This window comes from Haladaptatus pallidirubidus, from assembly GCF_020700235.1.
Classification (GTDB): domain Archaea; phylum Halobacteriota; class Halobacteria; order Halobacteriales; family Haladaptataceae; genus Haladaptatus; species Haladaptatus pallidirubidus.
Genome location: NZ_CP085302.1, coordinates 274,686 through 291,839, shown reverse-complemented (window position 1 = coordinate 291,839; position 17,154 = coordinate 274,686). Strand labels below are relative to the sequence as shown.

Genomic DNA, 17,154 nt, shown 5'->3' with positions numbered 1-17,154 from the left:
ATCTAAACTCGAGTACCCCCGCGACCGACCACTGCACTTTTGACGCCCGTCTACTATCCTCGAACCATGCCGAAAACGTCGGCGCTGTTGGATCTCGTCTGCGCACAACGGAGACAGATGAAACTGATACTCGCCCTCCTCATCGCTATGGGTCTCTTCCTTGGGCTGTCGGCACTGTACGTCGAACCGGGTGACAACACGTTCCCAATCCTCGTCCTCGATGCGGTGCTGGTTGTCGGTGCGTTCGTCTTCTTCAGCGTGACCTATTGGTACTGTACCCAGCGAGCGATGGAGAGCTGAGATACCACCGACGCACCAACGTACCGTCCTACAGTCCGTTTACGAGAAAATCTGCCGTCTCTGCGGCTATCGTTCGGACATTTTCGTCGTCGTCGGTTTCCGCGAGGGCTCGCAGTTTTTCGACCGCTGCGTCGTCCCCGAGGCGGCCGAGCGCGCGGACGGACCGCGCTCGGACGACGCGGTGGTCGTGGTCGAGACAGTCGCGCAGTCGGTCACCAACAGGAGCGACGACGCTCGGATTCGCTGCCGCCAGTTCACCGAGCGCGTCGATAGCACCGCCGACGACACTGGGGTCTACGTCCTCGAACAGTACGACGAGGTTGTCAACGACGTCGAACGACGACGACGGTTCCTGCTCGGTGATGGCGACCACGACGTTGATTAGTGTCCGACGGCCGAAGATACGCCGTCCGCGTTCGGCCGCTTCGTGCTCTTGGAGCGTTCGCCGTGTCACCTCGTCGTCGACGACGTCGCCGAAATCCCGGACTTCGGGCTCTGGTTCCGTCGCTCGAATGGCCTCGATTAGCTGGCGAGCGTACGGGGCGACGAGGTCAGGTCGTTTCACGACGAGTGTCCCGAGGAGCGTTGCTCCGGCTAGTTGGGCGTCGACGATTTCGGAGTCGAGCGCGCTAACGGTGCCGACTAGCTTCCCGTCCAGTGCTGACGGCTCGCGCTCCGCAACGGCGTCGAGAACGGCGAATGCGCGCAACGATACTGCCACGTTGTCGTCGGCGGCGAGCGCTGCGACGTCGTCGAGGACCGGTCGCACTGCATTGACGTCCACCGTTGCGAGGGTTTCACAGACTTCGACGCCACGCTGTCGAACCGTCGGATTCAGAGACGAGAGTGCGGTGCGAACCGAAGTTTCGTCGACATCGTTGGATGTGACCGATGCAGGAGTGATTTCATCGAGTGGACTCGGTGAGTCCGAAGTCATGGTGAGAAGATGCGGACAGTGTCGTAAATACGTGCGGGTTCGGTTCGGATGACGCTATTGTCCATATATAAAGAATAAATATCTTGGTGGTAGACAGGAACTGACACTGAATAACCGCCGACAATGGCATCTTCACGGAGCGAACCCTACGCGGCAACACCTCTCACAACGGCATGGCCTCGAGAAAGCCGACGTGAACGGCGGACATCTTCCTACCGCTGGAGGAGGTGGAGGACGACGAAAGACGGACTGATGGCGGTCGAAAGCGACGAGGAGAGCAAAAAAACTCAGTACTTCTAGACTAAACATCAAATGCCGATACTCTCTTAGGCACCTTCCACAATGAGTGTGTATGCGCTATTACCGGCTCCCTAGTGGAGAACGGTGTCCAGCCATGGACTCCCTCGTCGTCGTGGACGACCACGGTGACGCGTACGACTTGACGACTACCTCGGCCGACTTGGGGTCTTTCACTGACCTCGCGCGTGCCGCGAACGTCAGCGGCCGTTCGATCGACGATCTTGCACGCGACCGGATTCCGGATGCCGAGTCCGTTCCCCCGGGCGAGGTCGAACAGTCCGCTGGTCTCCCGGTCGTCGCAGACGAGGTGTGGGCCGCGGGCGTCACGTACTATATCAGCGAGAAGGCCCGCGAAGCGGAGAGTGGCAAACCAGAAGTCTACCTCGACGTGTACGAAGGCGAGCGTCCCGAACTGTTTTTGAAGGCGACACCCTCTCGAACGGTCGGCCCGCGCGACTCCATCGGCGTTCGAGGTGACTCCGAATGGAATGTTCCGGAACCCGAACTGGGCGTCGTCCTTCACCGAGGCGAGATCGTCGGATATACCGTCGGGAACGACGTATCGAGCCGCGACATCGAGGGGGAAAATCCCCTCTACCTCCCGCAGGCGAAAGTGTACGACCGCAGTTGCGCGGTCGGGCCGTGCGTCGCCACGGAGGGGACGGTCAGCGACCCCCACGACCTCGCTATGTCGCTCTCCATCGAACGCGACGGCGAACTCGTTCACGAGGATTCGACGTCTACGAACGAGATGGCAACGACCTGTGAAACACTGGTCGAGTACCTCTACCGACACAACAACCTGCCGGATACGGTCATCCTCCTCACGGGAACGGGACTCGTTCCTCCGGAGACATTCACCCTCACCGAAGGAGACCGCGTCTCCATCACAATCGACGGAATCGGAACGCTCGTCAACGACACCATCGTGGTCTGATGACCGACTTGAGGACGGTACCGCATGACGCTTCGATGAACACGAGATTGACGCTGCCGTTCAAAGTAGTGTATCCAGTGAATTAGAAGCGGGTTGAACCGCCGCGAAAAACGCGGACGAACCTTTTTATTATTTACTACCGATTGAATAGTCGATGACACAACCACCGGACGATTCGTATCGACAGCCAGACCGCCCGACCGAAGAGAGGGTCGAAAACTTGCTCGACAGCATGACGACGGCGGAGAAGGCTGGACAGCTGGTGGGGACGTGGGCCGGAAAGTTAGGCTTGGAACAGGACGTAGGCGACATCAAGCGAGCCATCCGCGACCATCATCTCGGCCTCGCGGCCCCGTTTGGTTGGGCCGGGGCGCACGCACAGGACATAGACGATGCCGTCGCAGCGGCTACCGAACTCCAGCGGATTGCGACCGAGGAGACTCGGTTAGGGATTCCGCTCCTCCTGAACGCCGATGCCGTCCACGGCAACGCCTACGTCGCTGGGGCCACGGTCTTCCCGAACAACTTGGGTACTGCGGCGACGTGGAATCCAGAACTTGTCGAGGACGCCGCTGCGATAACCGCCGTCGAGACACGTCGCGTGGGTGCCCACCAAAACTACTCGCCGACGTGCGATGTTGGCCGCGACCCGCGCTGGGGGCGAATCTTCGAGACGTTCGGCGAGAGTCCGCGACTCTGTGCGGCGATGGCCGAGGCGAAGGTGCGGGGATACCAAGGTGACGGCATCGGCGACCCAGACGGCGTCGTCGCCACGGCCAAACACTTCCCCGCTTACAGCGAACCCGACCGCGGGGAGGACGCCTCACCGGTCGACGTCTCGGAGTACAAACTCCGGAACGTATTCCTTGGCCCGTTCGAGAGCGCGCTCGACGCCGGCGTGGCGTCCGTCATGCCGTCGTACAACTCAATAAACGGCGAACCGACGCACGGGTCTTCACGATTGCTCCGGGAACTGCTCCGTGACGAACTGGGCTTCGAGGGACACGTCGTTTCGGACTGGAACGGTGTCAGGCATCTGCACGACGACCACCGCACTGCGTCGAATCGCCGCGACGGAGTTCGTCAGTCGCGCGTTGCCGGGCTCGACGTCGAGTCGGTCGGTCACGTCGAGGCGGCCGAACACCTCGTTTCCCTCGTTGAGGAAGGAGCGGTGGGCGAAGCAACGCTTGACGAGAGCGTTCGACGGATTCTTCGGTTGAAGTTCGAACTGGGACTGTTCGAAGACCCATACGTCGAACTCGATACCGCTCACGAGACACTCGGACACGAAGACCACCGGCGGGTAGCCCGCGACGTCTCCCGGCAGTCGATGACGCTTCTGAAAAACGATGGACTACTCCCGCTCACCGGCGAGGAGGACGTGTTCGTGGGTGGACCGAACGCCGACGACCTCGTCCACCAACTCGGAGGCTGGAGCGTTCAAAGTCCGGACGGCGTCCCGGGGAAGACAATTCGGGAGGCGCTGGAATCACGACTCGGTGGCTCGCTCACCTACGAGAAAGGGACGACTCTCAACGAGGAGCGAGACATCGATGCCGCAGTCGAAAAGGCGGCCGCGGCGGACGTCGCGGTGCTCGCGGTCGGCGAAGGGTGGTATCTCCACGAGTTCGGGCCGTCCGCGCAAGCAGGCGTCGATACTGGCGAGTGGCCAACCCGTTCCGAACTTCATCTCCCGGACGCACAGCGGGAACTCGTCCAGCGCGTCCAGGCGACCGGTGTTCCGGTCGTCGGCGTCCTCGTGACGGGTCGCCCACTCATCGTAGACTGGATGGCCGAGCACGTATCGGCAATTCTTATGGCATACTATCCGGGGAGCGAAGGCGGGGTGGCCGTGGCGGAAACGCTGTTCGGCGAAAACGACCCGAGTGGCCGGTTACCCGTCTCGATCCCACAGTCGATGGGTGACCTGCCCCAACATCACGACTACCTCGCCCATCCTCGTCCGATTGGCGAGGACGAACACCCGGCCTCGTACGACCCGTTGTATCCCTTTGGCCACGGGCTGAGTTACACCGCGTTCGAGTACGAGACCGTGACGCTTCCCGCCGACCCGGTTGGTACCGAGGGAACTGTCGGCGTAACCGTCTCCCTGTCGAACGTCGGCAACAGAACCGGCACCGAGACGATACAGGTGTACGCCCGACAGCAGACGAGTGCGCGCGTCAGGCCCGAGCGGACGCTGGTGGGATTCGAGCGCGTCGAACTCGACCCCGGCGAGTCGGTCGAGCAAACCGTGTCAGTTCCCGCGTCGGCGTTCGGCTACTACCGACCGCCGGACGGCCACGTTGTCGAACCCGGGGAGTATCGCGTGTTTGTCGAGGAGCACGAGTCGTCGGTTCGGATCGACAATCAGTCGGCGTAGTCGAATTCGGCGGGTTCGACAGACTTGCACGCCCGATACAGTGGGCGGACTTTGGAAACCGTGCTGATGGGAAGACGCAAAGAGCAGTCGCTACCCGGAGAAGAGCAGTCCCGGTCGTCGGTCGCGTTGAGGTGTCAGTCCGAACCGTGGCGAGGCGCGTATCCACAGTCTGAGCAGACGACACTGCCGTGACTCGTGCGCTCGACTCGACTGTGACATCTGGGACAGGTTGATTGCATCGACTCGACCGAGAGTTCGACAGTATTTGTATCTTACTACGACGTTTGTCGAAATGCGAGCGACGCTGGCCTCGTCCGGGCGTGAGAGTCGACAGACAATGTCCGGTGACGCGAACTGATGGCACAGTACAAGGATATTTGTAGGTGTCCCGCACAGGACTGTATATGACGTTCGAGCTACCGATAGATGAGTTTACTCGGCGCGACTGGCGACGCTCCAGTGAAGGGACGGTTCGATTCGCGCTGATTGGACTCGGGTGGTGGACGAGAGAGGAAGCGATGCCCGCGATAGCGTCATCGACATTCTGTGAGAACGCGGTAGTCGTGAGCGGGTCGAGCGAGAAGGCCGCCAGCGTCGCCGACGACCACGACGGCGTCACGCACGCACTGACCTACGAGGAGTTCCTCGATGGTACGGCGCAGGACGCCTATGACGCCGTTTACATCGTCACGCCAAACGCGCTCCACCTTCCCTACGTGGAAGCCGCCGCGGAGTTCGGCAAACCCGTGCTCTGCGAGAAACCGATGGAAGCGTCCGTCGAGCGTGCGGAGCAGGTCGTCAACTGCTGTACCGACACCGGTACGCCGCTGATGGTCGCCTATCGGATGCAGACCGACCCTGCCGTCCGCCGGACGCGAGAGATAATCGAGGCGGGCGACATCGGCGACCCGGTGCAGATTCACGGCCACATGTCACAGCCACTGCTCGACGTCATCCCGAATCCCGACCAATGGCGGCTCGACCCCGATTTGACGGGATACGGCGCGACCGTGATGGATCTCGGCATCTACCCGCTCAACACCGCCCGGTTCGTCCTCGACGCCGACCCGGTATCGGTCAGAGCGCACCTCCGCTCGGAGTCCACGGGGTTCGGCGACGTGCCGGACGAACACGCCAGTTTCGAACTCGTCTGCGACGATGGGACGGTCGTCAGTGCTACCGCCAGTCAGAACGCCCAGCGAGCAAGTCACTTCCGAATCGTCGGAACCGAGGGCGAGATACTACTCGAACCTGTCTTCTACCCCGACCAGACGCGGTTTATGACCGTTCGGCGCGGGGAGACGACGGCCGAGGTGCAGGTACCCCCGGTGAACCAAATGACCGAGGAGTTCGACTACTTCGCCGACTGCCTACTCAGTGATGCGTCGCCGTACGCGGACGGAGCGCACGCCCTGACGGACATGCGCGCGATAGCGGCTATCTACGAAGCGGGCGAGACCGGCGAAACGGTCGGTGTTGAACCCGCAACTGACGAGTGAAGCGGAGACAGGAAAAATCCGAATCGGCGCGAATCCGCCCGCTTACCGGTTTTAGTCGGGATGTTTGAATTATTATCCATAATGTTTATATCCTATCTTTGTCAATGTGTTCCATGTTATGTCATCTGACAACCGTCGGGATGCGTATCCCGACGTAATCAGTCGTCGGCAGATGTTAGCAGCGGCAGGAGTGTCGGGAATCGCGGCGCTCGCCGGTTGTTCTGGTGGAAACAATAATAACGGCAACGACGGGCCGAATTCGGATTCGGTTCACAACGCGACGTACGTCAACGCCTACACCGGCAACCCAGTCGACCTTCACTTCAACTCGTCGGGGAGTCAGAACTTCAGTTGGCCGGCCGGAAGAGCCGTCTTCGCTCCTTTTGTCAAATATTCGTTCAACAAAAGCAAGTTCCTGCTCGGTGCGCTCGACGACCTTCAGATAGAAGGTCAGGAAGTCACGCTCACCTTCCGAAACGATTTGAAGTGGGACAACGGAGACGATTGGACGACCGAGGACCTCGAAGTCCAACTAAAGTTGGCGAAAAAGACCGGTAGCTCCCTCTGGGGCTACCTCGACGACTTCGAAATCCTTGGTAAAAAGAAGGCCAAGTTGATGCTGTCCGGGCCGACCAATCCACAGATTATCAAGTTCGAACTCACGAACTTCTTCGTCGACACGAAGAAAGAAACCCACGAGAAGTGGCTCAATAAGTCCGAAGCGGAGTTCTTGCGGTGGGCGTGGGAAGACCCGGTCGCCAGCGGAGCGATGTCGTTCGTCAGCAAAGACCAACAGGCGTTCGAGTTCGAGCGGAACCCCGAGTTCTACAACGCGGACAACGTCAACTTCAGCACGTACCTCATCGAGAGCTACGGCGGAAACACCGCCCAGCATCAGGCGCTCATGTCGGGGACGAAGGTCGATGCGGCGACGAGCCTGTTCACGCCGCCTGAGATTGCCAAGAAATTCCCGAAGAACGTCGTGGAAGTCAACATACCCGCTAAGTGGGGATACGGCATCGTCTTCAACCACAACGACCCGCAGTTTGGAGAGCGGGCCGTCCGGCAGGCGGTCGCGCACGTCATCAACAGACAGGCGCTCGTGGACAACGCCGGGCCGCGGACGAAGTTCGTGGCACCGATTCCGTGTGGTATCGCGCCGAAAGACCAGAAATCGTGGCTCGGCGACTGGTACGACGACTTCGAAACCTACGGTCCCGAGTCGAAACAGACAAACAAAGCCGCTCAACTCCTCAAAGACGCCGGATACTCCAAGCAGGGTGGCACGTGGACGGATGACAATGGCAACAAACTCGGTGGACAGTACTACTCGCCCGCCGGGTGGACCGACTGGACGACGATGACCCAGACAGTCGTCAGCCAGTTGAACGAATTCGGCTTCGACTTCTCGGTGACGACGAAGCCGACGAACGACTGGTTCGGCCAGTACTCCAAGAGCAACTTCAAGATGGGAAGCTTCTACTGGCTTCCGGGTGGAGCTCGGTCGGCGTTCCCGTACTTCCCGTTGTACTACCAGCTGTGGGCGACCGACATCGGAGGCGGCCACGGCTACCGCAAGAAAGCGGACACCGAGCAGACGGTTCCCGGCCGAAACGGCGGGGAAATGACGCTCAATCCGCTGAAAGTGACGGAGAAAATCGCACAACAGCCGAACGACGACAAGGCTCGACAGTTCGTCCAGCAGTCGGCGTGGCACAACCACATCGAACTGCCGTTCCTGGGGTTGGTGTCCAAGTTCGAGCAGTCGTGGACGACGAACGACGATTGGACGGAGGCTAGCGAAAACAGTCCGAATCGGCGCGTTAAGTGGCCACAGTTCTGGTGGCTTCACGAGGGTGAACTGCAGTACAAAGGATAGTCCGCGTACCTCGCTACTAAGCTACAACAATGAAATACTACCTCAGACGGGCAGCTCGAATCCCGCTGACCATCTTCGCAGTCGCAACGCTCACGTTCGGGTTGATTCGGCTGCTCCCCGGGGGGCCGTTCACGCAACTCCGAGTTCAACTCATCCGTCAGGGCATTCCGGTCGAGCAAGTCAACGCTCGTATCGAGGCGCTTCAGAACATCAGGCCCGACGCGCCGCTCTACGTACAGTACTTCGACTACATGGCTGGTGTTCTCCAGTTCGACCTTGGGCAGTCGATTTCGCTCAACGAACCGGTCGTGGACGTTCTCGCACGGGCACTCCCGTGGACGGTCTTCCTTGTCGTGACCTCGACGGTGTTGATGTTTGTCGTCGGCATCCTCATCGGTGCAGTTCAAGCGTACTGGGAAGGATCGATGTTCGACAAATGGATTTCGGGCGGATCGATATTCCTAATGTCAGTTCCGTACTATATCTTCGCCGTTATCTTCCTGTTCGTGCTGGCGTTTCAATGGGGATACTTCCCCACCGGCGGTGCGCATACGCGGGGACTCACTCCGTCCATCGGAGTGGACTACTACGTGAGCGTCCTTCGTCACGCGACGCTCCCTATCCTTGCGTTCACCATCGGCGGCATCGGCTCGACGGCGCTCAACATGCGAGGTAACGGAATACAGGTCCTTGGCGAGGAGTACGTCGAAGTCGCCAGACTGCGGGGACTCTCCGACACCAGAATCGCTACGCGATATGTCGCCAAGAACGCCATCCTCCCGATGTACACGGGGCTGCTCCTGTTGGTCGGGTTCCGACTCGGCGGAACCGTCGTGCTTGAAGAGATATTCTCGTACCCGGGGCTGGGCGACTACCTGATAGCTGCGGTCAATGCAAACGACTATCCGCTCATGATGGGATGTTTCCTCGTTATCACGGTGACGCTGGTCGTCGCGGTGTTCATCGCGGACATGACCTACGGATTCATCGACCCCCGCATCAGCGCAGGTGATTCCGATGGCTACTGAGACGGACACCACGTCGGACGACATCGACTGGCGCTCCGGTTCCTCGTCGGTCGAGATGAGCCGACGCGACCGACTGAAAGAGAAGTACCGGCGGTTGGTGTACGAGCCAACCGTGGTCGCGTGGTCAGACACGCGAACGCGACTCGGCATCCTCATCCTGAGCGTCTACCTCCTGATGGCGGCCGTGGCAGTGCTCGGACTCTGGCGCGAACCGAATCCCAATCAGGCAGGTCGGCTCATCAAACCGTTCCAGAACTGGTCGTACCCGCTTGGGACGACCCTATCGGGCGTTGACTTGCTCGCGCTCATCATCGACTCTACGCCGTTCATCCTTCTGATGGTGGTCGCAGGCGGAGTCTGGGCGACGGGCGTCGCCATCCTCGTTGGAACCGTCTCGGGATACAAGGGTGGGACGGTCGATACCGTCATCACGTCGATTTCCGACTTCTTCATGGCGATTCCGGGACTTCCACTGGTCATCGTGCTGGCGATAACGCTGAGTCCCGAAAATCCGATTCTCCTCGGGCTCATCCTGACCATCAACTACTGGGCAGGACTGGGCCGTTCGATACGGTCGCAGGTGCTCTCTATCCGGGAGGCGAGCTACGTCGAAGCTTCGCGAACGATGGGGACGAGTACGCCGCGCATTATCGCCAAGGACGTGCTTCCAAACATCATGCCGTACGTGATGGTGAACTTCGTGCTCGCCGCGCGCTACACCATCTTCGCCTCAGTCGGGCTGTACTTCATCGGTGTGCTCCCCTACACCGGGCAGAACTGGGGCGTCACGTTGAACAACGCCTACAACCAAGGTGGCCTGTTCACCATGCAGGCACTCCACTGGCTCCTCGTTCCGATTATCGCCATCGTCGGGTTGTCCTTCGGACTCGTTCTGGTGAGTCAGGGGATGGATCGAATCTTCAATCCACGGGTTCGAACCCGACTCACGGGCGAGTCAGAGTCCATCGAGGAGGAGAGCAGTACATCGACTACGGAGATAATGTAAATGGCTACCAACAGATTATCCAGCGACAGAACAGCGTCGAACAGCAACGTCAGCGACCCGATTCTCGAAATCAAGGACACGAACGTCACCTACAGCGGCGGCGAGAATTACGTCTTGGAGGACGTGAATGTCACTATCGAGCGAGAGGAAGTGCTCGGCATCGTCGGCGAGAGCGGAAGCGGAAAGTCGATGTTCGCGTCCGCACTGCTCGACGCCGTCCCCGACCCCGGTGTCCTCACGGGGCGAATTCTCTACCACCGGGAGGACGGTTCGACCATCGACGTGCTGAAACTGAGTGACGAGGAACTCCGACAGTTCCGCTGGGAGGAGATATCGATGGTGTTCCAAGGCGCGATGAGTTCGTTCAACCCGACGATGAAGATTGGGGCGCATTTCAAGGAGACGCTTATGACCCACGAAAAGGACGTTTCCGAGGGAATGGAGTTCGCCCGGGAACTCCTCGAAAACCTCTACTTAGAACCCGAGCGAGTGCTCGATTCGTACCCCCACGAACTCTCCGGCGGGATGCAACAACGGGCGCTCATCGCGTTGAGCATGGTTCTCAACCCGGAGGTGTTGGTGATGGACGAGCCGACGGCCGCGCTCGACCTGCTGATGCAGCGGTCAATCCTGCAACTGCTCGCCGACCTCCAAGAGACGTACGACCTAACGATTATCTTCATCACGCACGACCTGCCGCTGGTCGCGTCGCTCGCCGACAGGATGGCCATCATCTACGCGTTCCAGTTCGCAGAGATCGGCCCGCGGGACGAGGTAATCGGCAACTCGGCGCACCCGTACACGCGGGCGTTGCTGAACGCGACGCCGAATCTGGACGCACCGTTAAAGGAGATGCAACCCATCGAAGGCGAAGGACCGGCCCCGGTGAACGTCCCATCCGGATGCCGATTCCACCCGCGATGTCCGCTCGCAACCGAGGAGTGTCGGGGTGACGACCCGCCGTTCGCGCCGATTCAGGACGGTGGGCGCCACCGTTCGGCTTGTCACCACTGGGAGCGAGCCCGCGAGGAGATACCCCTCAACTTCGGTAACACGAGTGCCGAGGTAGAACGTCTCGAATCGGCCGAGGACGAACTGACCACGTCCGGCTGGAGCCTTGACACCGACGGTCCGCCGCTGCTGTCGCTGGACGATGTCGAAGTCCACTTCGAGAAGGAGCAAGGGCTGTTCGACCGGTTCACGAAAGACCTGGACGTCGTCCAGGCGGTCGATGGCATCTCGCTCGATATCGAGGAGCAAGACCTCGTCTGTCTCCTCGGCGAGAGCGGCTGCGGAAAGACGACGCTCGGGAAGACGATGATCGGACTCCAGCGACCGACCGGCGGTTCGATAGAGTACCGCGGACACGATATCTGGGAGGCGAAGGCAGGCAACGCGGACATTCCGTTCGAGGACGTTCGGTCTGCACTCCAGATAATCCATCAAGACCCGGGAAGCGCGCTCAATCCGAATCGGCGCATCGTAGATATCCTCTCGGAACCGCTTCGGCACACGCATTCGAACATCAGCAGCAACGAACGCCGAGCACGGATTCACTCGCTTATCGAGCGAGTCGGCATGACGCCACCGGGTGACTTCCTCGACCGATACCCGCATCAGCTCTCGGGCGGCGAAAAACAACGCGTCGCACTTGCCAGGGCGTTGTTGATGGATCCGGACACAATACTGGCCGACGAAGCCATTAGCGCGGTGGACGTCTCGCTCCGAATCGAGATTATGGACTTGATGCTGGAACTCCAGACGGAGTTCGACACCTCGTTCCTGTTTATCTCCCACGACCTCTCGAACGCGCGGTACTTCGCCGAGCACGGGGACGGACGCATCGCGGTCATGTACCTCGGCGAAATCGTCGAAATCGGCTCTGCCGAGCGGCTCATCCACGACCCGCGCCACCCCTACACGGAGGTGCTCCGCTGGGCGACGCCGAACCTCGACCTCGACGAAATGGAGGCCGAAGACCCGCCGATCAGGGAGATAGACGTGCCCGACCCCGTCGATCCACCCTCAGGATGTCGATTCCACACGCGTTGTCCCGTCGCCCGAGAAGCGTGTCGCGAGCAACGGCCGGAATTACAGAACATCGACGATGCGGACGGGAAGGCGGCGTGCTTCCGGGAAGACCCGAATCACGCCTACTGGGACAGCGAACCGCTCGACGGCGGGGACGAAGAGCGAAAGGACATTGTAGAGAACTGACAGCGATCCGTTTCCACGTTTTCGGAAAGCCCACGCTGAGTAACAGGAGTATTATTACCCGAGGAGAAGTACACCGAGCCGATGAAACGATACGTGCCTGAATGTGAGGACGGAACGCTCTTTCTTGTCACCGATGACGACAGGGTCAAAATCGGCACGGTAGACGACATCGTCGCCGCCGTCAGCGGTGAGACGTACGCTATCACCTACGACCAGAAGCAGCGAACCCAGCCGTGGCTCGACACCAACGACGGCAAGGTCGGAATCGACGTGCGCGAGACGGTCACGACGATGTATCACACGGAATCGACGGTTTCGAAACTCCGAGAGTACGATATGGGAACCGAACGGTACGGGATACCGACGCGGACGGTCAAGTTCGCGGACGAGTTCGTGGACATTCTCGAACAGCAGGGGAGCACCTGATTCCCGCGGTTGCACCCTCTGCTGACTCGCTCGCGGCACACAAGCTATTTGACCGTGTTTTCCGAAGCTGTCGGTATGGACACGACGGGGATGCTTCCCCCTCATCCCGATTGACGGTGGCAAATCGCTAAACAGCTCGGCCTTTCGACTGCCGTCGTCCGCTTTTGGGGCGAACCGAATGGTGGGCGTACGACTCGCTCCTGCAGACGTACAATCGGTTCGTCGACCACGGCTTCTCGCTCGACGTGGTCGAATCGTTTCTCCGAGTTGGCACGACCGTGTAACGATGTACCGAATTGTTAAGGCGTACCACGCTAAATCCGCGAGGTGTGATGCAAGAGAGTTCGGAGACCGCCGTGTACCAAGACACATCGATGCCAACCGACCGACGAATCGAAGATTTGCTCTCGCGGATGACACTCACCGAGAAAGCGGCCCAACTCGGCTCCGTCAACGCGAAGAAGATACTCGACGAAGACGGCGCGCTCGATCGCGAGACCGCCGAGGAGTTGCTGGCTGACGGAATCGGCCACCTGACACGCCTCGGCGGCGAAGGAAGTCTCGCGCCGACGGACGCCGCGCGAATCACGAACGGGCTACAGGAAATCCTCGGCGAGACGCGCCTCGGCGTCCCCGCGATCCCCCACGAGGAGTGTCTAAGCGGATATATGGGGCCGGAAGGAACTACGTTTCCGCAGGGTATCGGGATGGCGAGCACGTGGAATCCGACACTGATGTCTGATGTTACGAAGACGATTCGTTCCGAGATGGAAGCCATCGGAACCGTCCACGCGCTCTCGCCGGTCTTGGACGTAGCGCGCGACCTGCGGTGGGGACGGGTCGAGGAGACGTTCGGCGAAGACCCCTACCTCGTCGCGGCGATGGCCTGTGCGTACGTCTCCGGACTGCAAGGAGAGTCGGTTGCGGAGGGCATCTCCGCGACGTTGAAACATTTCGTCGCGCACGGTGCCTCAGAGGGCGGGAAGAACCGGGCCTCGGTCAACCTCGGCTCCCGCGTGTTGCGAGAGACACACATGTTTCCCTACGAGGCCGCCATCCAGGAGGCCGGTGCGGAGTCGGTGATGAACGCCTACCACGACATCGACGGCATCCCGTGCGCGAGTTCGGAGTGGCTGTTGACCAATGTGCTGCGCGGCGAGTTGGGATTCGACGGGACAGTGGTCTCCGACTACTACAGCATCGACTTCCTCAAGGCGGAACACGGCATTTCGGACTCTGACCGCGAATCCGGCGTGAAAGCGTTGGAGGCGGGCATCGACGTGGAACTTCCCTACACCGACTGCTACGGCGACCACCTCGTGACGGCCGTCGAGAACGGCGAACTCGCCGAGGAGACGCTTGACACCGCCGTCCGGCGAGTCCTCCAGATGAAGTTCGAGAAAGGTGTCTTCGACGCTCCGACCGTCGATGTCGAGGCGGTCGCCGCCGCGTTCGGTACGCAGGCGGCTACCGAGCTCACCAAACGTGCCGCACGCGAGTCCATCGTCCTCCTGAAGAACGAAGACGACCTGTTACCGCTCGAGAATCTCGATTCGCTCGCCGTGGTTGGGCCAAAGGCGGACGACATCCAGGAAATGATGGGGGATTACGCCTATCCGGCGCATTATCCCTCGGAGGAAGTGACGGTGGACGCAACGACGCCGCTCGACGCTATCCGAGCACGAGCCGACGCAGACGTCGCATACGAGGAAGGATGCACGACGACCGGGCCGAGTACGGACGGCTTCGAGTCAGCCACAGCGGTTGCGGCGGCGGCGGACGTAACCCTCGCGTTCGTCGGTGCGCGGTCTGCCGTCGATTTCTCGGACACCGACGAGAAGGACGTCGAGAACCCCGCGCTCCCTACGAGCGGCGAGGGATCGGACGTAACCGACCTCGTCCTCCCCGGCGTCCAGCAGGAACTCCTCGAAGCGCTCCACGAGACGGGGACACCGCTCGTCGTCGTCGTGGTCAGCGGGAAACCCCACGCGCTGGAGTGGACTGCCGATGCGGCCTCCGCCGTAGTGCAGGCGTGGCTTCCGGGCGAGGAAGGCGGTACGGGAATCGCCGACGTGCTCTACGGCGATTACAACCCGAGTGGCCATCTTCCAGTCTCGTTCCCGCAGTCGGTCGGACAGCTTCCGGTACATTACAACCGCCGACCTAACACGGCGACTAACGACCACGTCTACACCGAAAGCGCGCCGCTATACCCGTTCGGACACGGCCTGAGTTACACCGACTTCGCATACGACGACCTGACGCTCTCCAGCGACACGGTCGCGCCGTCGGGATCAGTTACGGCGACGGTTACGGTGACGAACACCGGCGACCGGAGCGGTCACGACATCGTCCAACTGTACATCCACGCGGAGTCGCCCGACCAAGCGCGACCAGTGCAGGAACTGAAAGGGTTCGAACGAGTCTCGCTCGACGCTGGCGCGTCCAAACGCGTCTCGTTTGAGGTGGACGCCACGCAACTCGCCTACCATGACGCGGACATGAACCTCGTCGTTTCCGAGGGATCGTTCGAACTTCGTGTGGGTCACTCCGCGACAGAGATTGCGGAGACGGCGACGGTCGAGGTGAGCGATTCGAAGCGCGTCCCACGGACTGGACGGACATACTTCTCTGAAACCGAGGTCGAGTAATCCTCCGAGAAGTGCGCTGGGCGGAAGGAATCCCTGTTTAACAGCCTCTTTGACGCTACCGTAAGAATCTCGTACCTCTACTGAGACGTAGTATACGTGACGCAGATAGTTCACAACTACGTGAACGGAGAATGGATCGAATCCTCGACAGAAGCGTCGTTCGAGTGCACCGACCCGGCTGAACCGGCCGAGATCGTCGCAGAGTACCAGCAGTCCGACGCGAGAGATGCGGGAGAGGCCGTCGAAGCGGCAGCGGCGGCACAAGCAGAGTGGGCGACCACACCCGCACCCCAGCGAGGAGCGATTCTTCGACAGGCCGCGGCGAACCTCGCTAGTCGGAAAGACGAGCTGACGCGGCTGCTCACCCGCGAGGAAGGGAAGACGCACGCCGAAGCGGGCGGCGAGGTACAGCGTGCGATTGACATCTTCTACTACTACGCGGAGAAGACCCGCGACATCGGCGGTCGCGTAAAATCCGCGAGTAGCGAGGGGACGAACCTCTACACCGTCAACGAACCGGTCGGCGTCGCCGCGTTGGTGACGCCGTGGAACTACCCCATCGCCATTCCCGCCTGGAAGATTGCGCCGGCACTCGCGGCGGGGAACACGTTTGTCATTAACCCCGCGTCGGAGGCACCGGGCGTCGCAGTCGCGATTCTCGAAGCGCTTGACGAGGCCGGTCTTCCGGCAGGCGTCGGGAACATCGTCACCGGCCCTGGTAGCGAAGTCGGCGACGCGATCGTCACCCACGACGCCGTCGACGCCGTCTCTTTCACTGGGAGCGGTGAAGTCGGCCACCTCGTGTACGACCGCGCCACCGACGACGGCAAGCGCGTGCAGACCGAACTTGGGGGCAAGAATCCAACGGTCGTCACCGAGGGCGCCGATGTGGACGAGGCTGCCGACATCGTCGCGGCAGGTGCCTTCGGCGTCACCGGACAGGCGTGTACTGCCTGCTCGCGTGCCATCGTCCACGAGTCGATTCACGACGAGTTCGTGGAGGCCGTGGTCGCCCGCGCCAAGGACATCGAAATCGGCCCCGGCGACGAGTACGACATGGGACCGCAGGTCAGCGAGTCCGAATTGGAGGGCTCCCTCAACTACATCGACGTCGCACAGAACGAAGGCGCGACGCTCGAAATCGGCGGCGGCCAGCCCGACGGCGACCGCTTCGGCGACGGCTACTACGTCGAGCCGACCGTGTTCAGCGGTGTCGAGCGAGACTTCCGCATCGCGCAAGAAGAGGTGTTTGGCCCAGTTCTCGCGGTTATCGCAGTGAGCGACTTCGAGGAGGCAATCGCCGCAGCGAACGACTCCAAGTACGGGTTGTCGGCCAGCATCGTCACAAACGACCACACTGAGGCCGAGCGATTCGTTCGAGAGGTCGAAGCGGGCGTCTCGAAAATCAACGCGAAAACGACCGGACTCGAACTCCACGTTCCGTTCGGCGGCTTCAAGCAATCGTCGAGCGAGACGTGGCGAGAGCAGGGCGACGCCGGGCTCGACTTCTACACCATCGAGCGAACGGTCTACGACAATTTCTGAGATAGGACAATAGGACACCGTCTCACGCGCGCACGACTGTTACTCG

At 60.8% G+C, this 17,154-nt stretch carries 12 protein-coding genes; 11 read left to right on the top strand and 1 reads right to left on the bottom strand.

The features are described from left to right. The first annotated feature begins 66 nt into the window (after window positions 1–66). Window positions 67–300 (top strand): hypothetical protein, encoded by a 234-nt coding sequence (locus LIX15_RS22210; protein WP_227776995.1) that lies wholly within the window; start codon window positions 67–69, stop codon window positions 298–300. Window positions 301–328: 28 nt separating this feature from the next. On the opposite strand, the gene LIX15_RS22205 is transcribed toward LIX15_RS22210, so the two are convergent. Next, on the bottom strand, window positions 329–1,237 hold the full coding sequence (locus LIX15_RS22205) for a HEAT repeat domain-containing protein (protein WP_227776994.1): 909 nt from the start codon (window positions 1,235–1,237) through the stop codon (window positions 329–331). Between the two features lie 352 nt (window positions 1,238–1,589). Here LIX15_RS22205 and LIX15_RS22200 point away from each other — a divergent pair, with 352 nt between their 5' ends. The 10 genes from LIX15_RS22200 to xacF all read left to right on the top strand — a co-directional run bounded on the left by LIX15_RS22200 (window position 1,590) and on the right by xacF (window position 17,108). Continuing rightward, the gene (locus LIX15_RS22200) at window positions 1,590–2,474 is read left to right on the top strand and encodes a fumarylacetoacetate hydrolase family protein (RefSeq protein ID WP_227776993.1); all 885 of its coding nucleotides are present in this window, start codon (window positions 1,590–1,592) and stop codon (window positions 2,472–2,474) included. Between the two features lie 154 nt (window positions 2,475–2,628). Beyond that, window positions 2,629–4,857: a glycoside hydrolase family 3 N-terminal domain-containing protein gene (locus tag LIX15_RS22195; RefSeq protein ID WP_227776992.1), complete on the top strand. Its 2,229-nt coding sequence runs from the start codon at window positions 2,629–2,631 to the stop codon at window positions 4,855–4,857. Window positions 4,858–5,261: 404 nt separating this feature from the next. Further along, window positions 5,262–6,356: a D-xylose 1-dehydrogenase Gfo6 gene (gene gfo6 / locus LIX15_RS22190; protein WP_227777517.1), complete on the top strand. Its 1,095-nt coding sequence runs from the start codon at window positions 5,262–5,264 to the stop codon at window positions 6,354–6,356. A 172-nt stretch (window positions 6,357–6,528) separates the two neighbouring features. After that, entirely contained in the window at window positions 6,529–8,235 is a 1,707-nt protein-coding gene (locus LIX15_RS22185) for an ABC transporter substrate-binding protein (RefSeq protein ID WP_227777528.1), read from the top strand. A gap of 29 nt (window positions 8,236–8,264) precedes the next feature. Next, complete coding sequence (locus tag LIX15_RS22180; RefSeq protein ID WP_227777516.1) at window positions 8,265–9,263, top strand: ABC transporter permease; 999 nt, start codon at window positions 8,265–8,267, stop codon at window positions 9,261–9,263. Then, window positions 9,253–10,269, top strand: coding sequence for an ABC transporter permease (locus LIX15_RS22175; RefSeq protein ID WP_227777515.1), 1,017 nt, complete (start codon window positions 9,253–9,255; stop codon window positions 10,267–10,269). Before LIX15_RS22180 ends, LIX15_RS22175 begins: the two co-directional genes overlap by 11 nt. Then, on the top strand, window positions 10,270–12,486 hold the full coding sequence (locus LIX15_RS22170; RefSeq protein WP_227777514.1) for an ABC transporter ATP-binding protein: 2,217 nt from the start codon (window positions 10,270–10,272) through the stop codon (window positions 12,484–12,486). 81 nt (window positions 12,487–12,567) lie between these two features. Continuing rightward, the gene (locus LIX15_RS22165; RefSeq protein WP_227777513.1) at window positions 12,568–12,912 is read left to right on the top strand and encodes a hypothetical protein; all 345 of its coding nucleotides are present in this window, start codon (window positions 12,568–12,570) and stop codon (window positions 12,910–12,912) included. A gap of 332 nt (window positions 12,913–13,244) precedes the next feature. Continuing rightward, window positions 13,245–15,563, top strand: coding sequence for a glycoside hydrolase family 3 N-terminal domain-containing protein (locus LIX15_RS22155; RefSeq protein ID WP_227777512.1), 2,319 nt, complete (start codon window positions 13,245–13,247; stop codon window positions 15,561–15,563). A gap of 96 nt (window positions 15,564–15,659) precedes the next feature. Beyond that, on the top strand, window positions 15,660–17,108 hold the full coding sequence (gene xacF, locus LIX15_RS22150) for a 2,5-dioxovalerate dehydrogenase (RefSeq protein WP_227777511.1): 1,449 nt from the start codon (window positions 15,660–15,662) through the stop codon (window positions 17,106–17,108). Window positions 17,109–17,154 lie beyond the last annotated feature (46 nt).